At 35.4% G+C, this 19085-nt stretch carries 15 protein-coding genes and 3 tRNA genes; 10 read left to right on the top strand and 8 right to left on the bottom strand.

Annotation, left to right across the window (positions count from 1 at the left end):
* Positions 1-18 precede the first annotated feature (18 nt).
* From dnaA to htrA, 3 genes are all read right to left on the bottom strand, one after another.
* Entirely contained in the window at positions 19-1380 is a 1362-nt protein-coding gene (dnaA, locus tag N8N51_RS01700; RefSeq protein ID WP_125454295.1) for a chromosomal replication initiator protein DnaA, read from the bottom strand.
* A gap of 212 nt (positions 1381-1592) precedes the next feature.
* Complete coding sequence (locus tag N8N51_RS01695; RefSeq protein WP_125443231.1) at positions 1593-2351, bottom strand: ParB/RepB/Spo0J family partition protein; 759 nt, start codon at positions 2349-2351, stop codon at positions 1593-1595.
* Between the two features lie 57 nt (positions 2352-2408).
* Entirely contained in the window at positions 2409-3590 is a 1182-nt protein-coding gene (gene htrA, locus N8N51_RS01690) for a serine protease HtrA (protein WP_033687626.1), read from the bottom strand.
* 183 nt (positions 3591-3773) lie between these two features.
* Between htrA and rlmH the strand changes: the two genes are divergently transcribed.
* The 7 genes from rlmH to N8N51_RS01655 all read left to right on the top strand — a co-directional run bounded on the left by rlmH (position 3774) and on the right by N8N51_RS01655 (position 6947).
* On the top strand, positions 3774-4253 hold the full coding sequence (rlmH, locus tag N8N51_RS01685; RefSeq protein ID WP_125454296.1) for a 23S rRNA (pseudouridine(1915)-N(3))-methyltransferase RlmH: 480 nt from the start codon (positions 3774-3776) through the stop codon (positions 4251-4253).
* A gap of 43 nt (positions 4254-4296) precedes the next feature.
* Positions 4297-4370, top strand: a tRNA-Arg gene (locus tag N8N51_RS01680).
* Between the two features lie 165 nt (positions 4371-4535).
* Positions 4536-4658 (top strand): competence-stimulating peptide ComC, encoded by a 123-nt coding sequence (gene comC, locus N8N51_RS01675; protein WP_045612506.1) that lies wholly within the window; start codon positions 4536-4538, stop codon positions 4656-4658.
* A gap of 12 nt (positions 4659-4670) precedes the next feature.
* Positions 4671-5996 carry a competence system sensor histidine kinase ComD gene (gene comD, locus N8N51_RS01670; protein ID WP_125454297.1) on the top strand — a complete coding sequence of 442 codons (1326 nt, stop codon included), beginning with the start codon at positions 4671-4673 and terminating at the stop codon, positions 5994-5996.
* Complete coding sequence (gene comE / locus N8N51_RS01665) at positions 5993-6745, top strand: competence system response regulator transcription factor ComE (RefSeq protein WP_125454298.1); 753 nt, start codon at positions 5993-5995, stop codon at positions 6743-6745. The genes comD and comE overlap by 4 nt, the downstream gene beginning before the upstream one ends.
* 51 nt (positions 6746-6796) lie before the next feature.
* Positions 6797-6868, top strand: a tRNA-Glu gene (locus tag N8N51_RS01660).
* 5 nt (positions 6869-6873) lie between these two features.
* A tRNA-Asn gene (locus tag N8N51_RS01655) sits at positions 6874-6947 on the top strand.
* 40 nt (positions 6948-6987) lie between these two features.
* Here the strand turns inward: N8N51_RS01655 and N8N51_RS01650 are convergent.
* A complete protein-coding gene (locus N8N51_RS01650) occupies positions 6988-7530 on the bottom strand; it encodes a TetR/AcrR family transcriptional regulator (protein ID WP_001158275.1) in 543 nt (180 codons plus the stop codon).
* 127 nt (positions 7531-7657) lie between these two features.
* Between N8N51_RS01650 and N8N51_RS01645 the strand changes: the two genes are divergently transcribed.
* A complete protein-coding gene (locus N8N51_RS01645) occupies positions 7658-10300 on the top strand; it encodes a YhgE/Pip domain-containing protein (protein WP_261103432.1) in 2643 nt (880 codons plus the stop codon).
* A 26-nt stretch (positions 10301-10326) separates the two neighbouring features.
* On the opposite strand, the gene N8N51_RS01640 is transcribed toward N8N51_RS01645, so the two are convergent.
* On the bottom strand, positions 10327-12870 hold the full coding sequence (locus N8N51_RS01640) for a YfhO family protein (protein ID WP_261103431.1): 2544 nt from the start codon (positions 12868-12870) through the stop codon (positions 10327-10329).
* Positions 12871-12929: 59 nt separating this feature from the next.
* A complete protein-coding gene (locus tag N8N51_RS01635) occupies positions 12930-14552 on the bottom strand; it encodes an ATP-binding cassette domain-containing protein (protein WP_000958774.1) in 1623 nt (540 codons plus the stop codon).
* A 205-nt stretch (positions 14553-14757) separates the two neighbouring features.
* Between N8N51_RS01635 and trpS the strand changes: the two genes are divergently transcribed.
* Positions 14758-15783, top strand: a complete 1026-nt coding sequence (trpS, locus tag N8N51_RS01630) for a tryptophan--tRNA ligase (protein WP_261100189.1) — start codon at positions 14758-14760, stop codon at positions 15781-15783.
* A 151-nt stretch (positions 15784-15934) separates the two neighbouring features.
* The gene (gene guaB, locus N8N51_RS01625; protein ID WP_084926258.1) at positions 15935-17413 is read left to right on the top strand and encodes an IMP dehydrogenase; all 1479 of its coding nucleotides are present in this window, start codon (positions 15935-15937) and stop codon (positions 17411-17413) included.
* Positions 17414-17463: 50 nt separating this feature from the next.
* Here guaB and recF read toward each other — a convergent pair whose 3' ends face one another.
* On the bottom strand, positions 17464-18561 hold the full coding sequence (gene recF, locus N8N51_RS01620) for a DNA replication/repair protein RecF (protein WP_084926259.1): 1098 nt from the start codon (positions 18559-18561) through the stop codon (positions 17464-17466).
* Between the two features lie 2 nt (positions 18562-18563).
* Positions 18564-18932, bottom strand: a complete 369-nt coding sequence (gene yaaA, locus N8N51_RS01615; RefSeq protein WP_084887673.1) for a S4 domain-containing protein YaaA — start codon at positions 18930-18932, stop codon at positions 18564-18566.
* Between the last annotated feature and the right edge of the window lie 153 nt (positions 18933-19085).

The following is a 19085-nucleotide window of genomic DNA, read 5'->3' as shown; positions in this document are numbered from 1 at the left end:
GTAAAAGTTATCCACAAGTTATTTGATTTTCTTTTTGATTGATTCAATTTCTAAACGTAAATTATCGTCTTCATCAATCAAAGATTTAATTTTGGCATGGGCATGAATAACTGTTGTATGGTCTTTTCCACCAAATTCCTTCCCAATTTTTGGAAGACTATTATCTGTTAGTTCTCTAGATAAATACATGGCTACTTGACGGGCTAACACAATATTTTGAAGGCGTCTACTTCCCTTCATTTCTTTGACGCTGACACCATAAAAGTTACCAACTTCATTTTGAATTTTATCAATTGGGATGACGAGCATTTGGCTAACATCTTGTTTACGTGCTCGAATAGCCTCTGCAGCGATATCGATTGTGATATCCTTAATCTTCTTCACTCGGGCAATTAAAGTGATGTCGTTGATTGCTCCTTCAAGTTCTCGGACGTTTGAATCAAATTGACCAGCTAGGTATTCTAGGGTATCACTTTGGAAATGGTAGTCTAAATGCTCTGTTTTGCTTTGTAAAATGGCAATACGTGTCTCAAAGTCAGGTGGTGTGATATTTTGCGTCAAGCCCCAGCTAAAGCGCGTGACAAGCCGTTCTTCAAGGCCCTCTAGGTGTTTAGGGCTACGATCACTAGTCAGAACAATTTGTTTTTGATTGCTATGGAGAACATTGAAAGTATTGAAAAATTCTTCTTGAGTTGCAACTTTTTTTCCACTCAACGATTGGATATCATCAATTAACAAGAGATCAAGGCTACGGTAAGTTTTTTTGAACTTTTCCATTTCACCCAGTCTCAGGTGTTCAAGAAAATCGTTGATAAAGCTTTCAGCAGGAATGTACTTAACACGCGCATCAGGAATATTTTTCAAAATTTCATTCCCAATGGCATTAAGTAAGTGAGTCTTACCAAGCCCAGGTCCTCCATAGATAAAAAGAGGATTATAGGTCAAGGCCAAATCTTCAGAGACAGCCAAGGCGGCTGATACAGCCCAAACATTTCCATCCCCTTGAATAAAATTATCAAAGGTATACTTTTCTTTTAATCCAGTATCCGAATAAGGAATAGATGCTAGCTTTGGACTATAGTCATAAAGAGTTGAATTTGGAGCTTCTTCAACTTGTGGGACAGCCGTATCTTGAGGTTTGGTGAAAATATAGTGGGGAGTTATCTCAGCATCATAAATTTCAAAACCAGCTACCACAATAATATCTTTTAGTTGTTTTTCCCAGACCATTTCCATTTCAGATCGTGGTAAAAATATAGTGGCAACATTTTCCTCTACCTTGATGAGTTCAGCTTGAATAGCATAGAAATCATACATGGATCGAGTCAGTCTTTCTTGAGCAAATTCTAATATACGATTCCAAAATTGTTTTTCTCTCAATCCTTTCTCCTCCTTTACTATTTAAAAGTTTAATGCTAGACTTATTTTACCATAGATAGCAAGAATTTTCCACAAGCTGTGAAAAATAATCCACAATGTTATCAAGTTTTTTCCACAGGTTGGGGACAAAATCAGAAACTGTTGATTTATTAAGCTTTTTATTGGAAAAAATAGTGGATAACCTTGTGAGATAAGAAAATAAAAGAACAGCCTTATTTCAGGCTGTTAATAATTCTACTGTATTCTTCTTGATTTGAAAAAGAAATAATGATTTTTCCGCTATCTTTTTTAGACAGTTTGATTTCTACATCTAATCCGAGTAGTTTTTTTAACTGTTCTTCTTCATTTTGTATGAAATGATTCGTTTTTTGAAGTTTCTTTTGTTTTTTCTCTGTCAGAAGAGCTTCTAACTTCCTTACAGAAATGTCTTCCTCTATAATTCGTTGAAAGAAATAGTCTTGTTGTTCCTTATTCAACCCAACTAGAGAACGCGCATGGGCTTGTGATAGTTTGCCATTTTCTACTTCTGAGAGGATCTGTTCTGGCAAGGACAGCAAGCGAATAGAGTTACTGATATAAGGACGAGACTTGCCCATTTTATCTGCAATTTCAGCATGGGTAAATCCTTTCTCTACAAGAGATTCATAGGCGCGTGCTTCTTCTATTGGATTTAAATTTTCTCTCTGTAAATTTTCAATGATAGACTGGATCATCATCTCTTGGTCTGAAAGTTGTTTAACAACAGCTGGGATAGACGTTAGACCAGCTAAAAGTGAAGCTCGGTAGCGTCTCTCTCCTGCAAGGATTTCATAACCAATAACAGGAGATTGACGAACAATAATCGGTTGAATGACCCCATTTTCTTTAATAGACTGTGCTAGTTCATGTAGTTTTTCTCCATCAAATTCTTTTCGAGGCTGATAGGGATTTTTTTGTATATCTGTGATAGAAATCATTTCAAATTTTTCCATGATTCTACACTAACACATCTTTTCTCTTATGTAAAGCTTTCTTTACATAGATGTCAATTAAGATTCTAAATCACCTGAACTCTTGTCAAGTTTAATAGATGTAGTTTCTTCTTTACCGTTGCGATAGTAAGTGATCTTAATGGTGTCTCCGATAGAATGATTGTAAAGAGCACTTTGTAAGTCTGTTGATGAAGCAATCTCTTTGTCATCTACTTTTGTAATAACGTCGTATTTTTCAAGGTGACCATTGGCAGGCATATTACTTTGTACAGAACGAACAACTACACCAGATGTTACATTGCTTGGAATATTCAGTCTTCTAATATCACTTGTATTAATATTTGAGAGATTGACCATTTGGATGCCCAAAGCTGGACGCGTTACTTTTCCGTTCTTTTCTAACTGTTCAATAATATTGATAGCATCATTTGCAGGGATTGCGAAACCAAGACCTTCTACAGATGTTCCTCCATTTGTGGCAATTTTACTTGAGGTAATTCCGATAACCTGTCCTTGGATATTGATAAGTGGGCCACCAGAGTTACCTGGGTTAATAGCAGTATCAGTTTGGATGGCTTTTGTAGAAATGGCTTGTCCATCTTCAGATTTTAAGGACACATTTCGATTGAGACTAGATACGATACCTTGAGTAACAGTATTAGCATATTCAGAACCTAACGGGCTACCAATAGCAATAGCAGTTTCTCCTACGGTTAACTTGCTAGAATCACCAAACTCAGCTACTGTTGTCACTTTTTCTGAAGAGATTTTGACGACAGCAATATCAGAGAAAGTGTCCGCTCCGACAATTTCTCCAGGTACTTTAGTTCCATCTGACAAACGAATATCTACTTTGCTGGCACCATTTATAACGTGATTATTGGTGACAATGTAAGCTTCTTTGTCATTTTTTTTATAAATAACCCCAGATCCTTCACTAGAGATTTGCTGAGAATCAGTGTCAGTATCATCATTACCAAATACGCTATTTTGTCTGTTTGCTGAATAAGTAATAACGGATACAACAGCATCTTTTACTTTGTTAACAGCCTGAGTTGTTGAATTTTCATTCTTATAGGCAGTCTGTGTAATAGTACTATTGTTGTTAGAGGTACTTACAGTACTTTTTTGAGTTAGTTGGTTTATTGAAAAGCTACCCAAGGCTCCACTAATAAAGCTAATGACGATAACGACTAATAATTGAAACCCTTTTTTGTAAAATGTTTTTAAATGTTTCATATTTGCCTCCATATGTTTGAAATTACTGAAAGTATAAACTGACTAGCTTAATTATAACTTAAAAACAAAAGTTTTTCACAGATTGTGGATAACTTTCAAAAATCTGTGGTTTTCTCGGCTAAAATTAACCTTTTATTTTGTGAATAAGATGTGAAAAAATAGAGAATATGTTAGAATAGAGTCATGAAAATTAAAGTTGTAACAGTTGGGAAACTGAAAGAAAAGTATTTAAAAGATGGTATCGCAGAGTATTCAAAACGAATTTCTCGATTTGCTAAGCTTGAAATGATAGAGCTAGCAGATGAAAAAACACCAGATAAGGCCAGCGAATCAGAAAATCAAAAGATTTTAGAAATAGAAGGTCAGAGAATTTTATCAAAAGTTGGTGACCGTGATTTCGTTATTGTGTTGGCTATAGAAGGGAAAACTTTCTCCTCGGAAGAATTTAGTAAGCAGTTAGAAGAAGCTTCTATAAAAGGATTTTCTACTCTTACCTTTATTATTGGGGGGAGTTTAGGATTATCATCAGCTGTAAAAAAGAGAGCCAATCTTTCTGTCAGTTTTGGCCGTCTAACTTTGCCCCATCAGTTAATGAGACTAGTCCTTGCTGAACAAATCTATCGCGCTTTTACGATTCAGCAGGGATCCCCCTATCATAAATAGAAAATTGACTTTCAATTGAATTTTTGGTAGAATAGCTGTATTAGGTCTCATAGCTCAGCTGGATAGAGCATTCGCCTTCTAAGCGAACGGTCGCAGGTTCGAATCCTGCTGGGATCAATATAGTAGCAAAGCTGGGAATTTTCCCGGCTTTTTTCTTAAAAAAGTACACTTGGGGAGAAAAAAATGACAGTTGAGAGAATTTTATCTAAAACGAAATTCCATTTTGTATAATAGTTTTTGTAAGTTAGCTTACAGGAAAAAAACATTTGAGGAGATTTTATTATGAAAAACACAGTTAAATTGGAACAGTTTGTAGCCTTGAAGGAAAAAGACTTGCAAAAGATTCAAGGTGGGGAGATGAGGAAACCAGATGGTGCTTTATTTAATTTATTTAGAAGAAGATAAAGGAGTAGCAGAATGGATTTTTTCTTAGTAGTGGATTTTATATTATATTTTCTAATTCTTAGTCACAGTTACCATTTAATTTGTAAAGGTCAAATAAAAGCAAAGGAACTATACGTTTTTGGTGCTTATACATTACTAGTAGAAGCAGTACTTGAACTTCCCTTCTATTTTCTATCTTTAGATGGGTTAGGAATTGTAACATTTTTATTTCCTTTGGGATTATATTCCTATTTTCGATGGATCAAACAGTATGAGAGGGATAGAGGACTATTCCTAAGTTTACTACTATCTCTTTTATATGAGAGCACTCATAACTTTCTGTCCGTGACTTTCTCCTCTATAACAGGAGACAATTTTGTTTTACAATATTATGGCCTATTCTTTTTAGCAATCTCAACGTTGACCTATTTTGTTGTCTTAAAAATCATTCATTATTTCCATTTGGAACTAGCCTATTTTGACAAGGACTACCTTTATCCTTTCTTGAAAAAAGTATTTTTTGCCTTACTACTGCTCCATATTGTATCTTTCGTTTCAAATATGGTAAGTACGATTAAACATTTGAATAGTTTTGGAAGTATTTTATCATCTATTGTTTTTATCTCGTTACTTTTGACCTTCTTTGCAATGAACTCTCATAAAGTTCAAATGGAGAAAGAGATTGCTTTGAAGCAGAAGAAATTTGAACAGAAGCATTTACAGAATTATACAGATGAAATTGTCGGATTGTATAATGAAATCCGTGGTTTTCGACATGACTATGCTGGGATGCTTGTCAGCATGCAAATGGCAATTGATAGTGGTGATTTACAGGAAATTGACAGAGTTTACAATGAAGTTTTAGTCAAAGCAAATCACAAATTGCGTTCAGATAAGTACACTTACTTTGATTTAAACAATATAGAAGATTCAGCTTTACGAAGTTTGGTTGCTCAGTCCATTGTCTATGCTCGAAATAATGGTGTAGAGTTTACACTGGAAGTAAAAGATATAATTACTAGACTACCAATAGATCTGTTAGATTTAGTTCGTATTATGAGTGTTTTATTGAACAATGCTGTCGAAGGATCGGCTGATAGTTATAAAAAACAGATGGAAGTAGCAGTTATTAAGATGGAAACTGAAACAGTTATTGTGATTCAGAATTCATGTAAAATGACGATGACTCCTTCAGGAGATCTATTTGCTTTAGGATTCTCTACTAAGGGAAGAAATCGCGGAGTAGGATTAAATAATGTGAAAGAACTACTAGATAAGTACAACAACATTATTTTAGAAACAGAGATGGAAGGCAGTACATTTAGACAAATCATTAGACTTAAGAGGGAATTTGAATGAAAGTTTTAATTTTAGAAGATGTTATTGAACATCAAGTGAGACTAGAGAGAATATTGGATGAAATTTCGAAAGAATCGAATATTCCAATATCATACAAGACAACGGGAAAAGTTCGTGAGTTTAAGGAATATATCGAAAATGATGAAGTAAACCAGCTTTATTTCCTAGATATCGATATTCATGGAATTGAGAAAAAGGGATTTGAAGTGGCTCAGCTCATTCGTCATTACAATCCTTACGCTATTATCGTCTTTATCACCAGTCGATCAGAGTTTGCGACTCTAACCTATAAATACCAGGTATCAGCCTTAGATTTTGTTGATAAGGATATCAATGATGAGTTGTTTAAGAAGAGAATTGAGCAAAATATCTTCTACACGAAGAGTATGTTACTTGAAAATGAAGATGTGGTAGATTATTTTGACTACAATTACAAGGGAAATGATTTAAAAATTCCTTACCATGACATTCTGTATATTGAAACGACAGGAGTTTCTCATAAATTGCGCATTATTGGTAAGAATTTTGCCAAAGAGTTTTACGGTACCATGACAGATATTCAGGAAAAGGACAAACATACTCAGAGATTTTATTCTCCTCATAAGTCATTTTTGGTAAATATAGGCAATATCAGAGAAATTGACCGAAAGAATCTAGAAGTTGTTTTCTATGAAGATCATCGCTGTCCTATTTCAAGGTTAAAAATTAGAAAGTTAAAAGATATTTTAGAGAAAAAATCTCAAAAGTAATTGACAATTAGCAAGAAATTGATATAATGGTTATATCTGCTACAGATAGAAGGTCCGTTGGTCAAGGGGTTAAGACACCGCCTTTTCACGGCGGTAACACGGGTTCGAATCCCGTACGGACTATTTTATCCGCCATAGCTCAGTTGGTAGTAGCGCATGACTGTTAATCATGATGTCGTAGGTTCGAGTCCTACTGGCGGAGTATAGATAAAAGGGAACATAGTGTTGTTCCCTTTTTTGTATCAATTTGTATCACCAAGCATCTTCATAAGGAAATCTGTTATTTCTTGAGGACTTTCTTTTTTTCCATGTGCAATCCAAGTTTGACAGACACCAAAAAGTGCATGAGTTAGATAGATGCTACTATATTCTAATTCAGTGGTATTGAGATTTAGTTGCATAAATCGCTTTTGTAAATCTGTGCTGAGCATGATATGAAGTTTATTTCTTAAGAAATTTTGGATTTCTTTAGTCCCATTTTCAGAAAGAAGGGCGGCCAGAAGTGGTTCTGACTCTAGATATTCAAATACTTCTAAAATAGCATCTCTTTTGTGATGAGCATGTTTTTGAAAAATATATTCAAATGTATGGAATAGCTTGCTTTGATAGTGCTCAATCATATCATACTTATCCTTATAGTGAGTATAGAAGCTGGAACGACTAATTCCGGCTTTTTCTGCTAGCTTGACAGTAGAAATTTGATCAAATGGCTGTTCCATCAGTAATTGTACCATAGCATTTTCAATAGTTCGCTTTGTTTTTAAGCGTTTGTTACTTTCTTGCATATCTTCTCCTTGTAAACAAATTAGACTATATGTCTAAAAATGGATTTTTTATCTTGTAATTTAGATTTTTTAATGTATAATCTATTATATCAAAATTTTAGACAATATGTTTAAAAAAGGAGAAGATATGTTTAAAGAATGGAAAGCAATTTTTAAAAAACCAACTTTTATTATTGTCATGATAGGGATTTCTCTTATTCCAGCTCTGTACAATATCATATTTTTGTCATCAATGTGGGATCCATATGGGCAATTGTCTGACTTACCTGTGGCAGTTGTCAATCATGATAAAGAGGCTTCCTATAACGGTAATACCATGGCAATAGGAAAAGACATGGTGTCCAATTTAAAAGAAAATAAAACCTTAGATTTTCATTTCGTAGATGAAGAGGAAGGTAAGAAGGGATTGGAAGATGGCGATTACTATATGGTAGTGACTTTACCAAGTGATTTATCTGAAAAAGCAGCTTCGATTTTAACGGATCATCCAGAGCAAATGCAAATCGATTATCAGACTTCAAGTGGTCATAGTTTTATTGCCAGCAAGATGAGTGATTCTGCGATGACACAATTAAAGCAGAATGTGTCTACCAATGTAACCGAGACCTATACTAAAGCCTTATTTAACAAGATGGTCGAATTAAAAGATGGTATGAGTCAAGCAGCTTCTGGTAGTGAAAAATTAACTGATGGAGCGAATCAGTTAGTGACAGGAAGTAAAACATTAACTACTAACCTACACTCTTTAGCAGATTCAAGTTTAACATTTTCAAATGGAACGGAGCAGTTTACTAAAGGATTATCCTCTTATGTTTCTGGTGTTGAACAACTTCATCTTGGCTTAGGGAATTTTAATAGTGGCTTAGTTACATATACTGGTGCAGTGAGTCAATTAGATGCCGGATTAGGTCAATTAGCTTCTAAAAGTCCTGAATTAGTAGGAGGAATCAATCAATTATATACTGGTGTAGAGGCCTATACTGGAGGTGTTTCTCAGCTCAATACTGGTCTTAACCAATTTTCATCTGGTGTTAGTGCCTATACAAATGGAGTGGGAAATCTTGCAACAGGTGCGAATCAGTTATCTAGTCAATCAGCTACACTTCGAATGGGTGTGGAGCAATTAAGTGAAGGGATTCAACAACTTTCTAGTAAGTTAGATGCTTCATCTGGGCAAAAAGATCAAATTAATCAATTATCTTCTGGTCTAAATCAGTTAAATCAAGCCATTCAAAATATTGATGTTGGAGATACAAAACAATTATCTTCGGTTTTATCAAGTATAGTTTCTCTTTCTAATCAAATGCTAGCAAGTGCTCAGTCTGAAAAAGCAACTACATTAGCCAATATTCAATCGACAGCAGCTTATCAATCCTTGACAAGTGAGCAACAAGCTGAGATAAGTGCTTCTGTATCTCAAAATTCGACTGATAGTATTCAATCGGCTCAGTCAATTATAGCTTTAGTACAAGGTTTACAGGGAGGTTTAGAAAACTTACAAAATCAATCTTCAAATCTTTCAACGTTAAAAGATCAAGCTAATCAAGTATTACCTATTGCTTCTACTTCTTTGACAGGATTGTCAAGTGGATTAACAGAAATACAAGGAGCAGTGACTAGTAAATTAGTTCCTGCCAGTCAGTCGATTACATCAGGTGTAAAGGCATATACTACAGGTGTTGATAAAGTTTCTCAGGGTGCAAGTCAACTAAGTGAAAAAAATGCTACCTTGACAGGTAGTTTGGATCAACTAGTTTCAGGATCAAACACCTTGACACACAAATCTTCTAGCTTGACAGCAGGAGTTGGTCAATTAGCTGAAAAAACTCCAGAATTAGTATCTGGTATTGAAAAATTATCAACTGGGTCCAATCAATTGAATCAAAAGAGTCAAGAATTAATGGCAGGAGTTGATAAATTACAATCAGGATCTGGTCAATTAGCAGACAAATCCAGTCAGTTACTTTCAGGTGCTTCTCAATTAGAGAATGGAGCTAATAAATTGGCAGATGGAGCTGGGAAACTAGCAGAAGGAGGAACAAAGTTAATTTCTGGATTGGAAGATTTACAGACAGGAGTTGCTTCTTTAGGACAAGGACTAGGTAATGCTAGTGATCAGCTCAAATCAGAATCTACGGAATCTCAAAATGCAGAGATTTTGTCAAATCCTCTCAATCTTTCCAAAACAGACAATGATCAAGTTCCTGTAAATGGAATCGCAATGGCTCCTTATATGATATCAGTTGCTCTTTTTGTTGCAGCAATATCAACGAATATGATCTTTGCGAAGTTGCCTTCAGGACGTCATCCAGAGAGCCGTTGGGCTTGGTTGAAATCTCGAGCTGAAATAAATGGTATTATAGCTGTTTTAGCAGGAATTTTGGTATATGGAGGAGTTCATCTTATTGGTTTAACTGCTAATCATGAAATGAGAACATTTATTCTCATTATCCTAACAAGTTTAGTATTCATGTCCATGGTGACTGCTTTAACAACATGGAATAGCCGTATAGGAGCTTTCTTCTCTCTTATTTTGCTATTATTACAGTTAGCATCAAGTGCAGGTACCTATCCACTTGCTTTGACAAATAATTTCTTTAGAGCTATTAATCCTTGGTTACCAATGAGTTATTCAGTTTCGGGATTACGGCAAACAATCTCTATGACAGGAAATATTCATCATCAAGTCATTTTCCTTGCTGTGATATTAGCCCTATTTACTGGTTTAGGTATGCTAGCCTATCGACCTAAGAAAATGGAAGAAGATTAAAAAAATCGACCAACTGGTCGATTTTTTTATGTCTTAGATGACTTTCGTTTGTGATTATAGATTCCAAATAGTAAAAGAGAAGTAAAGGAACAGATTGCTCCAACAACAAACCCATTAGGAATAAAGGAAAGTGTAATAGTTCCTTTTCCCTCAGGAACGTCAACTTTCATAAAGCCAGTTTGAGCTTGGTTAATTTTTATTTTCTTCCCATCTTGGTAGGCAGACCAACCTTTGTCATAAGGAATGGTGAAGAAAATCGACGTATCTTGTTTGACATCATATGTAGCAAAGACCTTGTTTTTAGAAGTTGATACTGTGACAGGTTGTTCTTTAATTTTTTGAATTGCCTCGGTAAAAGTTTTGGTATCTAAACGATAGAAGGTAGGAGATTCAAATGATACCTGTGAATTTCCAGGGAAACTAACATTAATATTGAAAGTTTTTTTCTCTTTAGTATAGCCTAGATTAAAGAAGGAGAAGACATTATCAGTTGTAAAAGTTTTCTTTTCCCCATTTACAAGGATGTCAACCTTTTTTTGTTTGTCATTAGAAAAGTGAAGGTTTGTGAAAGAAAGATAAACTTGACTGTTTTCTGGCACTTCAATTTGATACTGGATTTCTGCATCCTCATTTGAAGAACTTGTAACACTAATCAAATCATCAGTATTCTCTGTTTTTTCATAGGGTATTGGAGAAAAATAATCAAAATTGACGTCAGCAAGTTGATTTAAAAACGAGGCCTGATTATCTAGAGTGTGTTCAGTGAACTTGACATCGTTGTAAACAGATTGACTAGCAAATACAATCGGAAGAGAGAATTGATTTTCATATAGGGTGAGATTATCTTTTTGATAGATATCTTTAAAACCATATTTATCAATAGGACTGTCTGAGATATTGTACTGGATCCCAAATAAACTATCAGCCAAAATACTATTATTTGCATAGCGGAGATTGAGATTAGTCCCAGAGGATTTAAACCCGAGTTTATCCAAAGTAGAGCTTGCTGAACGATTTCGAACAGATGAAAATTGAGAGATTCCATTGTAGTTGAATTTCATACTGTCATTTCCTGTCTGAGTTTGTAGTTTTTCAGTACGAGTAAATTGATTTCCAATATCTGTTGAGAAAGATTCCATAGCTGGGATATCTCGATTATATGAACTTCGAGAAGCAAAACCCCATTCTTTAGCAATTCCGTCCGTTTGAGATGAAGCATTTAAACTCATTTCAACCATTATAAATAAAGAGATTAGAATGGCAAATAGATTTACAGAGATAAACTTTTTGATAACTGCAAGGAGTAAAAGCGAATAGACAACCAAAAATTCAAGAGTAAGCAGAATATTCAAATCTGTTAAAAAAGAATAATGCGATTTTAGATAGATGGTAGCTAAAAATCCTGTTACTATAAGAAAAAGCGAAACTAAAAAATTCCAGATTTTAATTTCTTTCAGACGATTTAAGACTTCCGCTGCTGTGTAAATTAACAAGGTAGAGAAAATCCAAGCATAGCGATGTAAAAACATGTTTGGAGTATGCATGCCTTGCCAAAATAAATCAAGAACTTCAATATAAAAGCTTGCAATTAGAAATGTAAAGAAGATTGCATAGATAAGTTTCACATGAAACTTAATAGATTTCAGCGTAAAAAATAAAATGGTCAAAATAAAGGGAAGTAGTCCAACAAAAATCATTGGGATGGCCCCATACTTTGTTGTATCAAAGGAACCGATGAATTGCTTAGCAAAAAGATCAAGATACCAGCTACTTTCAGTTTGAAACTTTGTAACTTCAGTCAATTTTTCCCCATGTGTCTGTAAATCAAACAGAGTAGGAAGAATCAGAATCAAACTAGCCATACCAGCTAAAACAGAGGTGATTATGAAATCAAGAAAAGATGATTTTCGGGTTTTAAAGTCCCAAGAAATTTGACAGAGATACCAGAAAATAAGAAACAATGCTGTCATATAGCCAAAATAATAGTTTTGGATAAATAAGATTGACAGACTTGTAAAGTACAATAGGAATTTCTTTTTAGTGATGAGTATCTGTAAACCAGTTATAATTAAAGGAATCAAGATAAAAACATCTAGCCAGGTTTTTATCTCTAATTGACTGACAGTGAAACTCATCAGAGCATAGGAAGTAGATAAAGCTAGTTTTAAAGGATTAGGAATCGATTGAAATAATTTATTTAAACTAAAGTAAGTTGACAGTCCAATCAATCCAAATTTTAAGAGAGTTGTCAGATAGACAGCATCTGGCATATTAGTTAGATCAAAAAAGTAAACTAGTGGTGAAAGGAAACTACCCAAGTAATAACTAGATAGGGCATAGAAATTCAATCCGAGGCCACTTGTAAAGGTGTAGAACAAACTACCATTTCCGTGTAGGATATTTCTTAGAGCTATATCAAAAATAACGTATTGATGAAACCCATCTCCTAATAGTGGAGATGTATCGCTATTCCAGTAGATACCTTGAGATAGATATACTCCTATCATAATGATTATGGGAATGATGAAAGAAACAAAATAGGTCCAATATGTTTTAAAAAATAATTTCATGTTACCTCATAAAATGTTAGAAAACTCAGCTGGTTAACCCAACTGAGTTTTGAATTTTTTTAGTCTTTCCAAAGTTCTTTAACTTTTGCTTGTACTTCTGCATTCTCTAGGAATTCATCATAGGTTTCATCGATACGGTCAATGACGCCATTTTTAGACAAGACAATGATATGGTTGGCTAGAGTTTGAATAAACTCGTGGTCATGGCTGGCAAAGATGATTGATTCTTTAAAGTTTTTCAATCCATCATTCAAGCTTGAGATAGATTCCAAGTCCAAGTGATTGGTTGGATCATCAAGTACAAGGACATTTGATTTTAAGAGCATGAGTTTTGAAAGCATGACACGAACTTTTTCTCCCCCTGACAAGACATTTACAGGTTTGTTAACCTCATCTCCAGAGAAGAGCATACGGCCGAGGAAGCCACGTAGGAAAGTATTGTCATCTTCTTCTTTACTTGCGAATTGACGCAACCAGTCAAGGATTGACTCTCCTCCTGCAAAATCTGCCGAGTTATCTTTTGGCAAGTAAGAACGGCTAGTAGTTACTCCCCACTTGACAGTTCCTTCATAGTCAATGTCCCCCATGATTGCACGAATTAATGCAGTCGTTTGGATGTCATTTTGTCCAATAAGCGCTGTCTTATCACCTGGACGCAAGATAAAGCTGATATTATCTAAAATAGTCTCACCATCAATCTTTACAGTTAGATTTTCTACTGTCAAGAGATCATTACCAATCTCACGTTCCGCTTTAAAGTTGATAAATGGATATTTACGACTAGATGGTACAATTTCTTCAAGTTCAATCTTATCAAGCATTTTCTTACGTGATGTTGCTTGCCTTGATTTAGAAGCATTAGCAGAGAAACGAGCAACGAATTCTTGCAATTGTTTAATTTTTTCTTCTGCTTTAGCATTACGGTCTGCTAGCAATTTAGCAGCGAGTTCAGAAGATTCCTTCCAGAAGTCATAGTTTCCGACATAGAGTTTGATTTTTCCGAAGTCAAGGTCGGCCATGTGAGTACATACTTTGTTTAAGAAGTGACGGTCGTGTGATACTACGATAACGGTGTTATCAAAATCAATCAAGAAGTCTTCTAGCCATGTAATTGATTGGATATCCAAACCATTGGTCGGCTCGTCCAAAAGAAGGACATCTGGTTTACCAAAAAGTGCTTTGGCGAGGAGAACCTTTACTTTTTCACCGTTGGCCAATTCGCTCATATTTTGATAGTGCAATTCTTCTGGGATATTTAGGTTTTGAAGGAGTTGAGAGGCTTCACTTTCTGCTTCCCATCCTCCAAGCTCGGCAAACTCTCCTTCAAGTTCTGCAGCACGCACTCCATCTTCGTCTGAGAAATCTTCCTTCATGTAGATGGCATCTTTCTCTTTCATGATGCTATAAAGTTTTTCATTTCCCATGATAACAACATCAATGGCACGTTCATCTTCATAGTCAAAGTGATTTTGACGAAGAACAGAGAGACGTTCATCTGGACCAAGAGAGATGTGACCAGTAGTAGGTTCGATATCTCCAGCTAAAATTTTTAAAAAGGTTGATTTTCCGGCACCATTAGCACCGATCAATCCGTAAGTATTTCCTTCTGTAAATTTGATATTGACATCATCAAAAAGTTTGCGATCACTAAAACGTAGTGAAACATCAGATACTGTAAGCAATGTTTTTCTCCTATATATGTAATATATTTATTCTACTAGAAAATACGGAAATATTCAAATTTTTATCTGTCAATTTTGTGTAAATTAAATTTACAGCATACTTTACACAAATCCGTAAATAGCAAGGCTGATTTATTTTGATAAATTACGGTTATTTCATTAAAAAAATGCTATAATTGAAGGGACTATATCGAAGGAGAACAAAATGACTAAACCCATTATTTTAACAGGAGACCGTCCAACAGGAAAATTGCATATTGGACATTATGTTGGAAGTCTCAAAAATCGAGTATTATTACAGGAAGAGGATAAGTATGATATGTTTGTGTTCTTGGCTGACCAACAAGCCTTGACAGATCATGCTAAAGACCCTCAAACCATTGTAGAGTCTATCGGAAATGTGGCTTTGGATTACCTTGCAGTTGGATTGGATCCAAGTAAGTCAACTATTTTTATTCAAAGCCAGATTCCAGAGTTGGCTGAGTTGTCTATGTATTATATGAATTTAGTGTCATTAGCACGTTTGGAGCGCAATCCAACTGTCAAGACAGAAATTGCTCAGAAGGGATTTGGAGAAAGCATTCCAACAGGATTTTTGGTTTATCCAATTGCACAAGCAGCTGACATCACAGCCTTTAAGGCCAACTATGTTCCTGTTGGGACAGATCAGAAACCAATGATTGAGCAGACTCGTGAAATTGTTCGTTCTTTTAACAATGCATATAACTGTGATGTCTTGGTAGAACCGGAAGGTATTTATCCAGAAAATGAGAGAGCAGGGCGTTTGCCTGGTTTAGATGGGAATGCTAAAATGTCTAAATCACTCAATAATGGTATTTATTTAGCTGATGATGCGGATACTTTGCGTAAAAAAGTAATGAGTATGTATACAGATCCAAATCATATCCGCGTTGAGGATCCAGGTAAAATTGAAGGAAATATGGTTTTCCATTATCTAGATGTTTTTGGTCGTCTAGAAGATGCTCAAGAAATTGCTGACATGAAAGAACATTATCAACGAGGTGGTCTTGGTGATGTGAAGACCAAGCGTTATCTACTTGAAATATTAGAACGTGAACTTGGTCCTATTCGTGAGCGCCGTATCGAATTTGCTAAGGATATGGGAGAAGTTTATAATATGCTTCAAAAAGGTAGTGAAAGAGCGCGTGAAGTTGCAGGTCAAACCCTATCTGAGGTTAAAGGGGCAATGGGACTTCAGTACTTTAACTAAATTTATTTTACAAGAAACTATCATTTCTATCTCAAAGAAAAGATAGTTTTTTATTTACCCCTGTAACATTTGACAAATTTTTATAGAATGGTATGATAGATACAATATAAAAAGAGTCAAGCTCAAAAAGAAAGAAAAGAGGAAACTTCGAATGTCTAATTGGGACACTAAATTTTTGAAAAAAGGTTTTACCTTTGATGATGTATTGCTTATTCCAGCTGAAAGTCATGTGTTGCCTAACGATGCAGATTTAACAACTAAATTGGCAGATAATTTGACTTTAAATATCCCAATTATTACCGCTGCCATGGACACAGTTACAGAGAGTCAAATGGCTATTGCTATTGCTCGTGCAGGCGGTCTCGGAGTTATCCATAAAAACATGTCAATTGCTCAACAAGCAGACGAGGTTCGCAAGGTAAAACGTTCTGAAAATGGAGTTATTATTGATCCGTTCTTCTTGACGCCTGAACATACAATTGCTGAAGCTGATGAGCTTATGGGACGTTACCGCATCAGTGGTGTTCCAGTTGTTGAAACACTTGAAAATCGTAAATTAGTTGGTATTTTGACAAACCGAGATCTTCGTTTTATTTCAGACTATAACCAACCAATCTCAAATCATATGACTAGTGAAAATCTTGTTATTGCTCCTGTGGGTACAGATCTTGCAACAGCTGAGAGCATTCTTCAAGAGCACCGTATTGAAAAACTTCCTTTGGTAGATGAAGAAGGTCGCCTTTCTGGTTTGATTACTATCAAAGATATTGAAAAAGTTATTGAGTTTCCAAATGCGGCGAAAGATGAGTTTGGTCGTCTTCTAGTTGCAGGTGCAGTAGGTGTTACTTCAGATACATTTGAACGTGCAGAGGCTCTTTTTGAAGCAGGAGCGGATGCGATTGTTATTGATACTGCACATGGTCATTCTGCAGGTGTCTTGCGTAAAATTGCTGAGATTCGTGCTCACTTCCCAGATCGTACTTTGATTGCTGGAAATATTGCTACTGCTGAGGGAGCGCGCGCACTTTACGAAGCAGGTGTAGACGTTGTCAAGGTTGGGATTGGACCAGGTTCAATCTGTACAACTCGTGTGATTGCTGGTGTTGGTGTTCCGCAAGTAACAGCTATCTATGATGCTGCAGCTGTTGCGCGTGAATATGGTAAAACGATCATTGCTGACGGTGGAATCAAGTATTCTGGAGATATTGTAAAAGCCCTTGCTGCAGGTGGAAATGCAGTTATGCTTGGATCTATGTTTGCTGGAACAGATGAAGCACCAGGTGAAACTGAAATCTTCCAAGGGCGTAAGTTCAAGACTTACCGTGGTATGGGATCAATCGCAGCAATGAAGAAAGGTTCAAGCGATCGTTACTTCCAAGGTTCTATCAATGAAGCAAACAAACTTGTTCCAGAAGGAATTGAAGGTCGTGTTGCTTATAAAGGTGCGGCAGCTGATATTGTCTTCCAAATGATTGGAGGTATTCGCTCTGGTATGGGTTACTGTGGTGCAGCTAACCTTAAAGAACTACACGATAATGCTCAATTTATTGAAATGTCTGGTGCTGGTTTGAAAGAAAGCCACCCTCATGACGTACAAATTACTAATGAGGCACCAAATTATTCTATGTAAAAAACAATGAAAAGAACTCCCGTGGAAATAGGAGTTCTTTTACAATGTTGTCAATTATAATTTACAGAAACTTTACCATCCTGAATAGTGAAGATACTTAGATTTTCTGGCAGATTTTGAAGATGGTCTAAGCTTGTTGTTGTGATAAAAGTTTGGATTGAATGAGAAATCGTTTCTAATAATTTTAGTTGTCTAGTGTTGTCAAGTTCGCTCATGACATCGTCAAGCAGTAATATTGGAGATTCTGTAGTAACGCTTTCCATTAATTCGATTTCTGCTAATTTTATCGAGAGGACGAGACTGCGATGTTGACCTTGACTTCCAAAACTAGCATCCATCCCATTTATATAAAAAGAAATGTCATCTCGATGAGGACCGACACCAGTATTCTTTTTAAATAAATCTCTGGATCTACTTTTTTCTAAAGCAATTTTGAAAGATTCGGATAAGTCTTCTTTGTCAGTTATATTGACAGAAGATTGATAGGATATTGACAACTCTTCAATCTGATTAGAGAGTTCAAAATGTTTCTTACGCCCAAATGATTCTAGTTTTTTTATGAAATCTAAGCGGTGATTCATTACACGACATCCATAATCAACTAGCTGATCATCCAACACTGAAAGGAAGGTTTCATCTATTGTTTGAGCTGATTTTAGATAGGTATTTCTTTGCTTAAGAATATGGTTATAATTGGTTAAATCTGATAAATAGATTGGCTTAATTTGTCCAAGCTCCATATCAATGAATTTTCGTCGAACTGAAGGTGCTCCTTTAATTAGTTGTAAATCTTCAGGAGCAAATAAGACAACATTCATGTGTCCTACGTAATCTGAAAGTCGTGCCTGTTTTAAGTGATTCACTTTTGTCACACGTCCTTTTTGTGTTAGTTCGATTTCGAGAGGAATGGATCCAGTTTTTTTCTGAACAAGACCTGAAAGGTGAAGTTGTTCCTCATTAAAATGAATGAGATTTTTATCTGTTCGAGTTCGATGACTACGTGTTAAGGCTAAAAAATAGATAGCCTCTAACATATTTGTTTTACCTTGTGCATTGCGTCCTAAAAAGACATTTAATTTAGGATTAAAGTCTATTTTCGTCTCTTTGTAGTTACGAAAAGTCTTGAGAGATAGGTGTTGTAGCCACATGATTATCTACCAGGGAATCGCGGAGCTTGTTTGCTTTTGGGTGATGAAGTAGGTTTTGATTTATCTTTTTTTACACCCTTATTCATCTCCTTAACAAGTTTAGCAATTCGTTCTTTTTCAACTTTATCAGCTTGGTATTCCTCTTGCTCATCAGACGTAGGTTGTGTCAACAAGATGTCAATATTCATGTCAGGGATGTCAACTTTATCACCAATACGAAGTTTTTTACCACGACGACTCTCTAATTCCCCATTAAAGTAAACAGAATGTTCAGAGAGAAATGATTTGATAGCTCCTCCACTATGTGTAATTCCAAGTTCTTTGAGTAGTGCTTGGAGGGTAATAAATTCTTCAAATAATTTGTATTCCATAATTCACCTCAATCTTTGGTATTATACCATATTTTCCTAAAAATAGTGAGAGAAACAGGGAGAAATGTAAGCGATTTTTATTTCAAAAGTGTTACAGAGAACAAGAAAATTTCAGGTTTTCGTGATATAATAGAAGTCTGTATATAAGGAGGT

The organism is Streptococcus mitis, assembly GCF_946188685.1.
Taxonomy (GTDB): Bacteria; Bacillota; Bacilli; order Lactobacillales; family Streptococcaceae; genus Streptococcus; species Streptococcus mitis_CC.
This window is presented reverse-complemented; position numbering and strand designations above follow the sequence as displayed.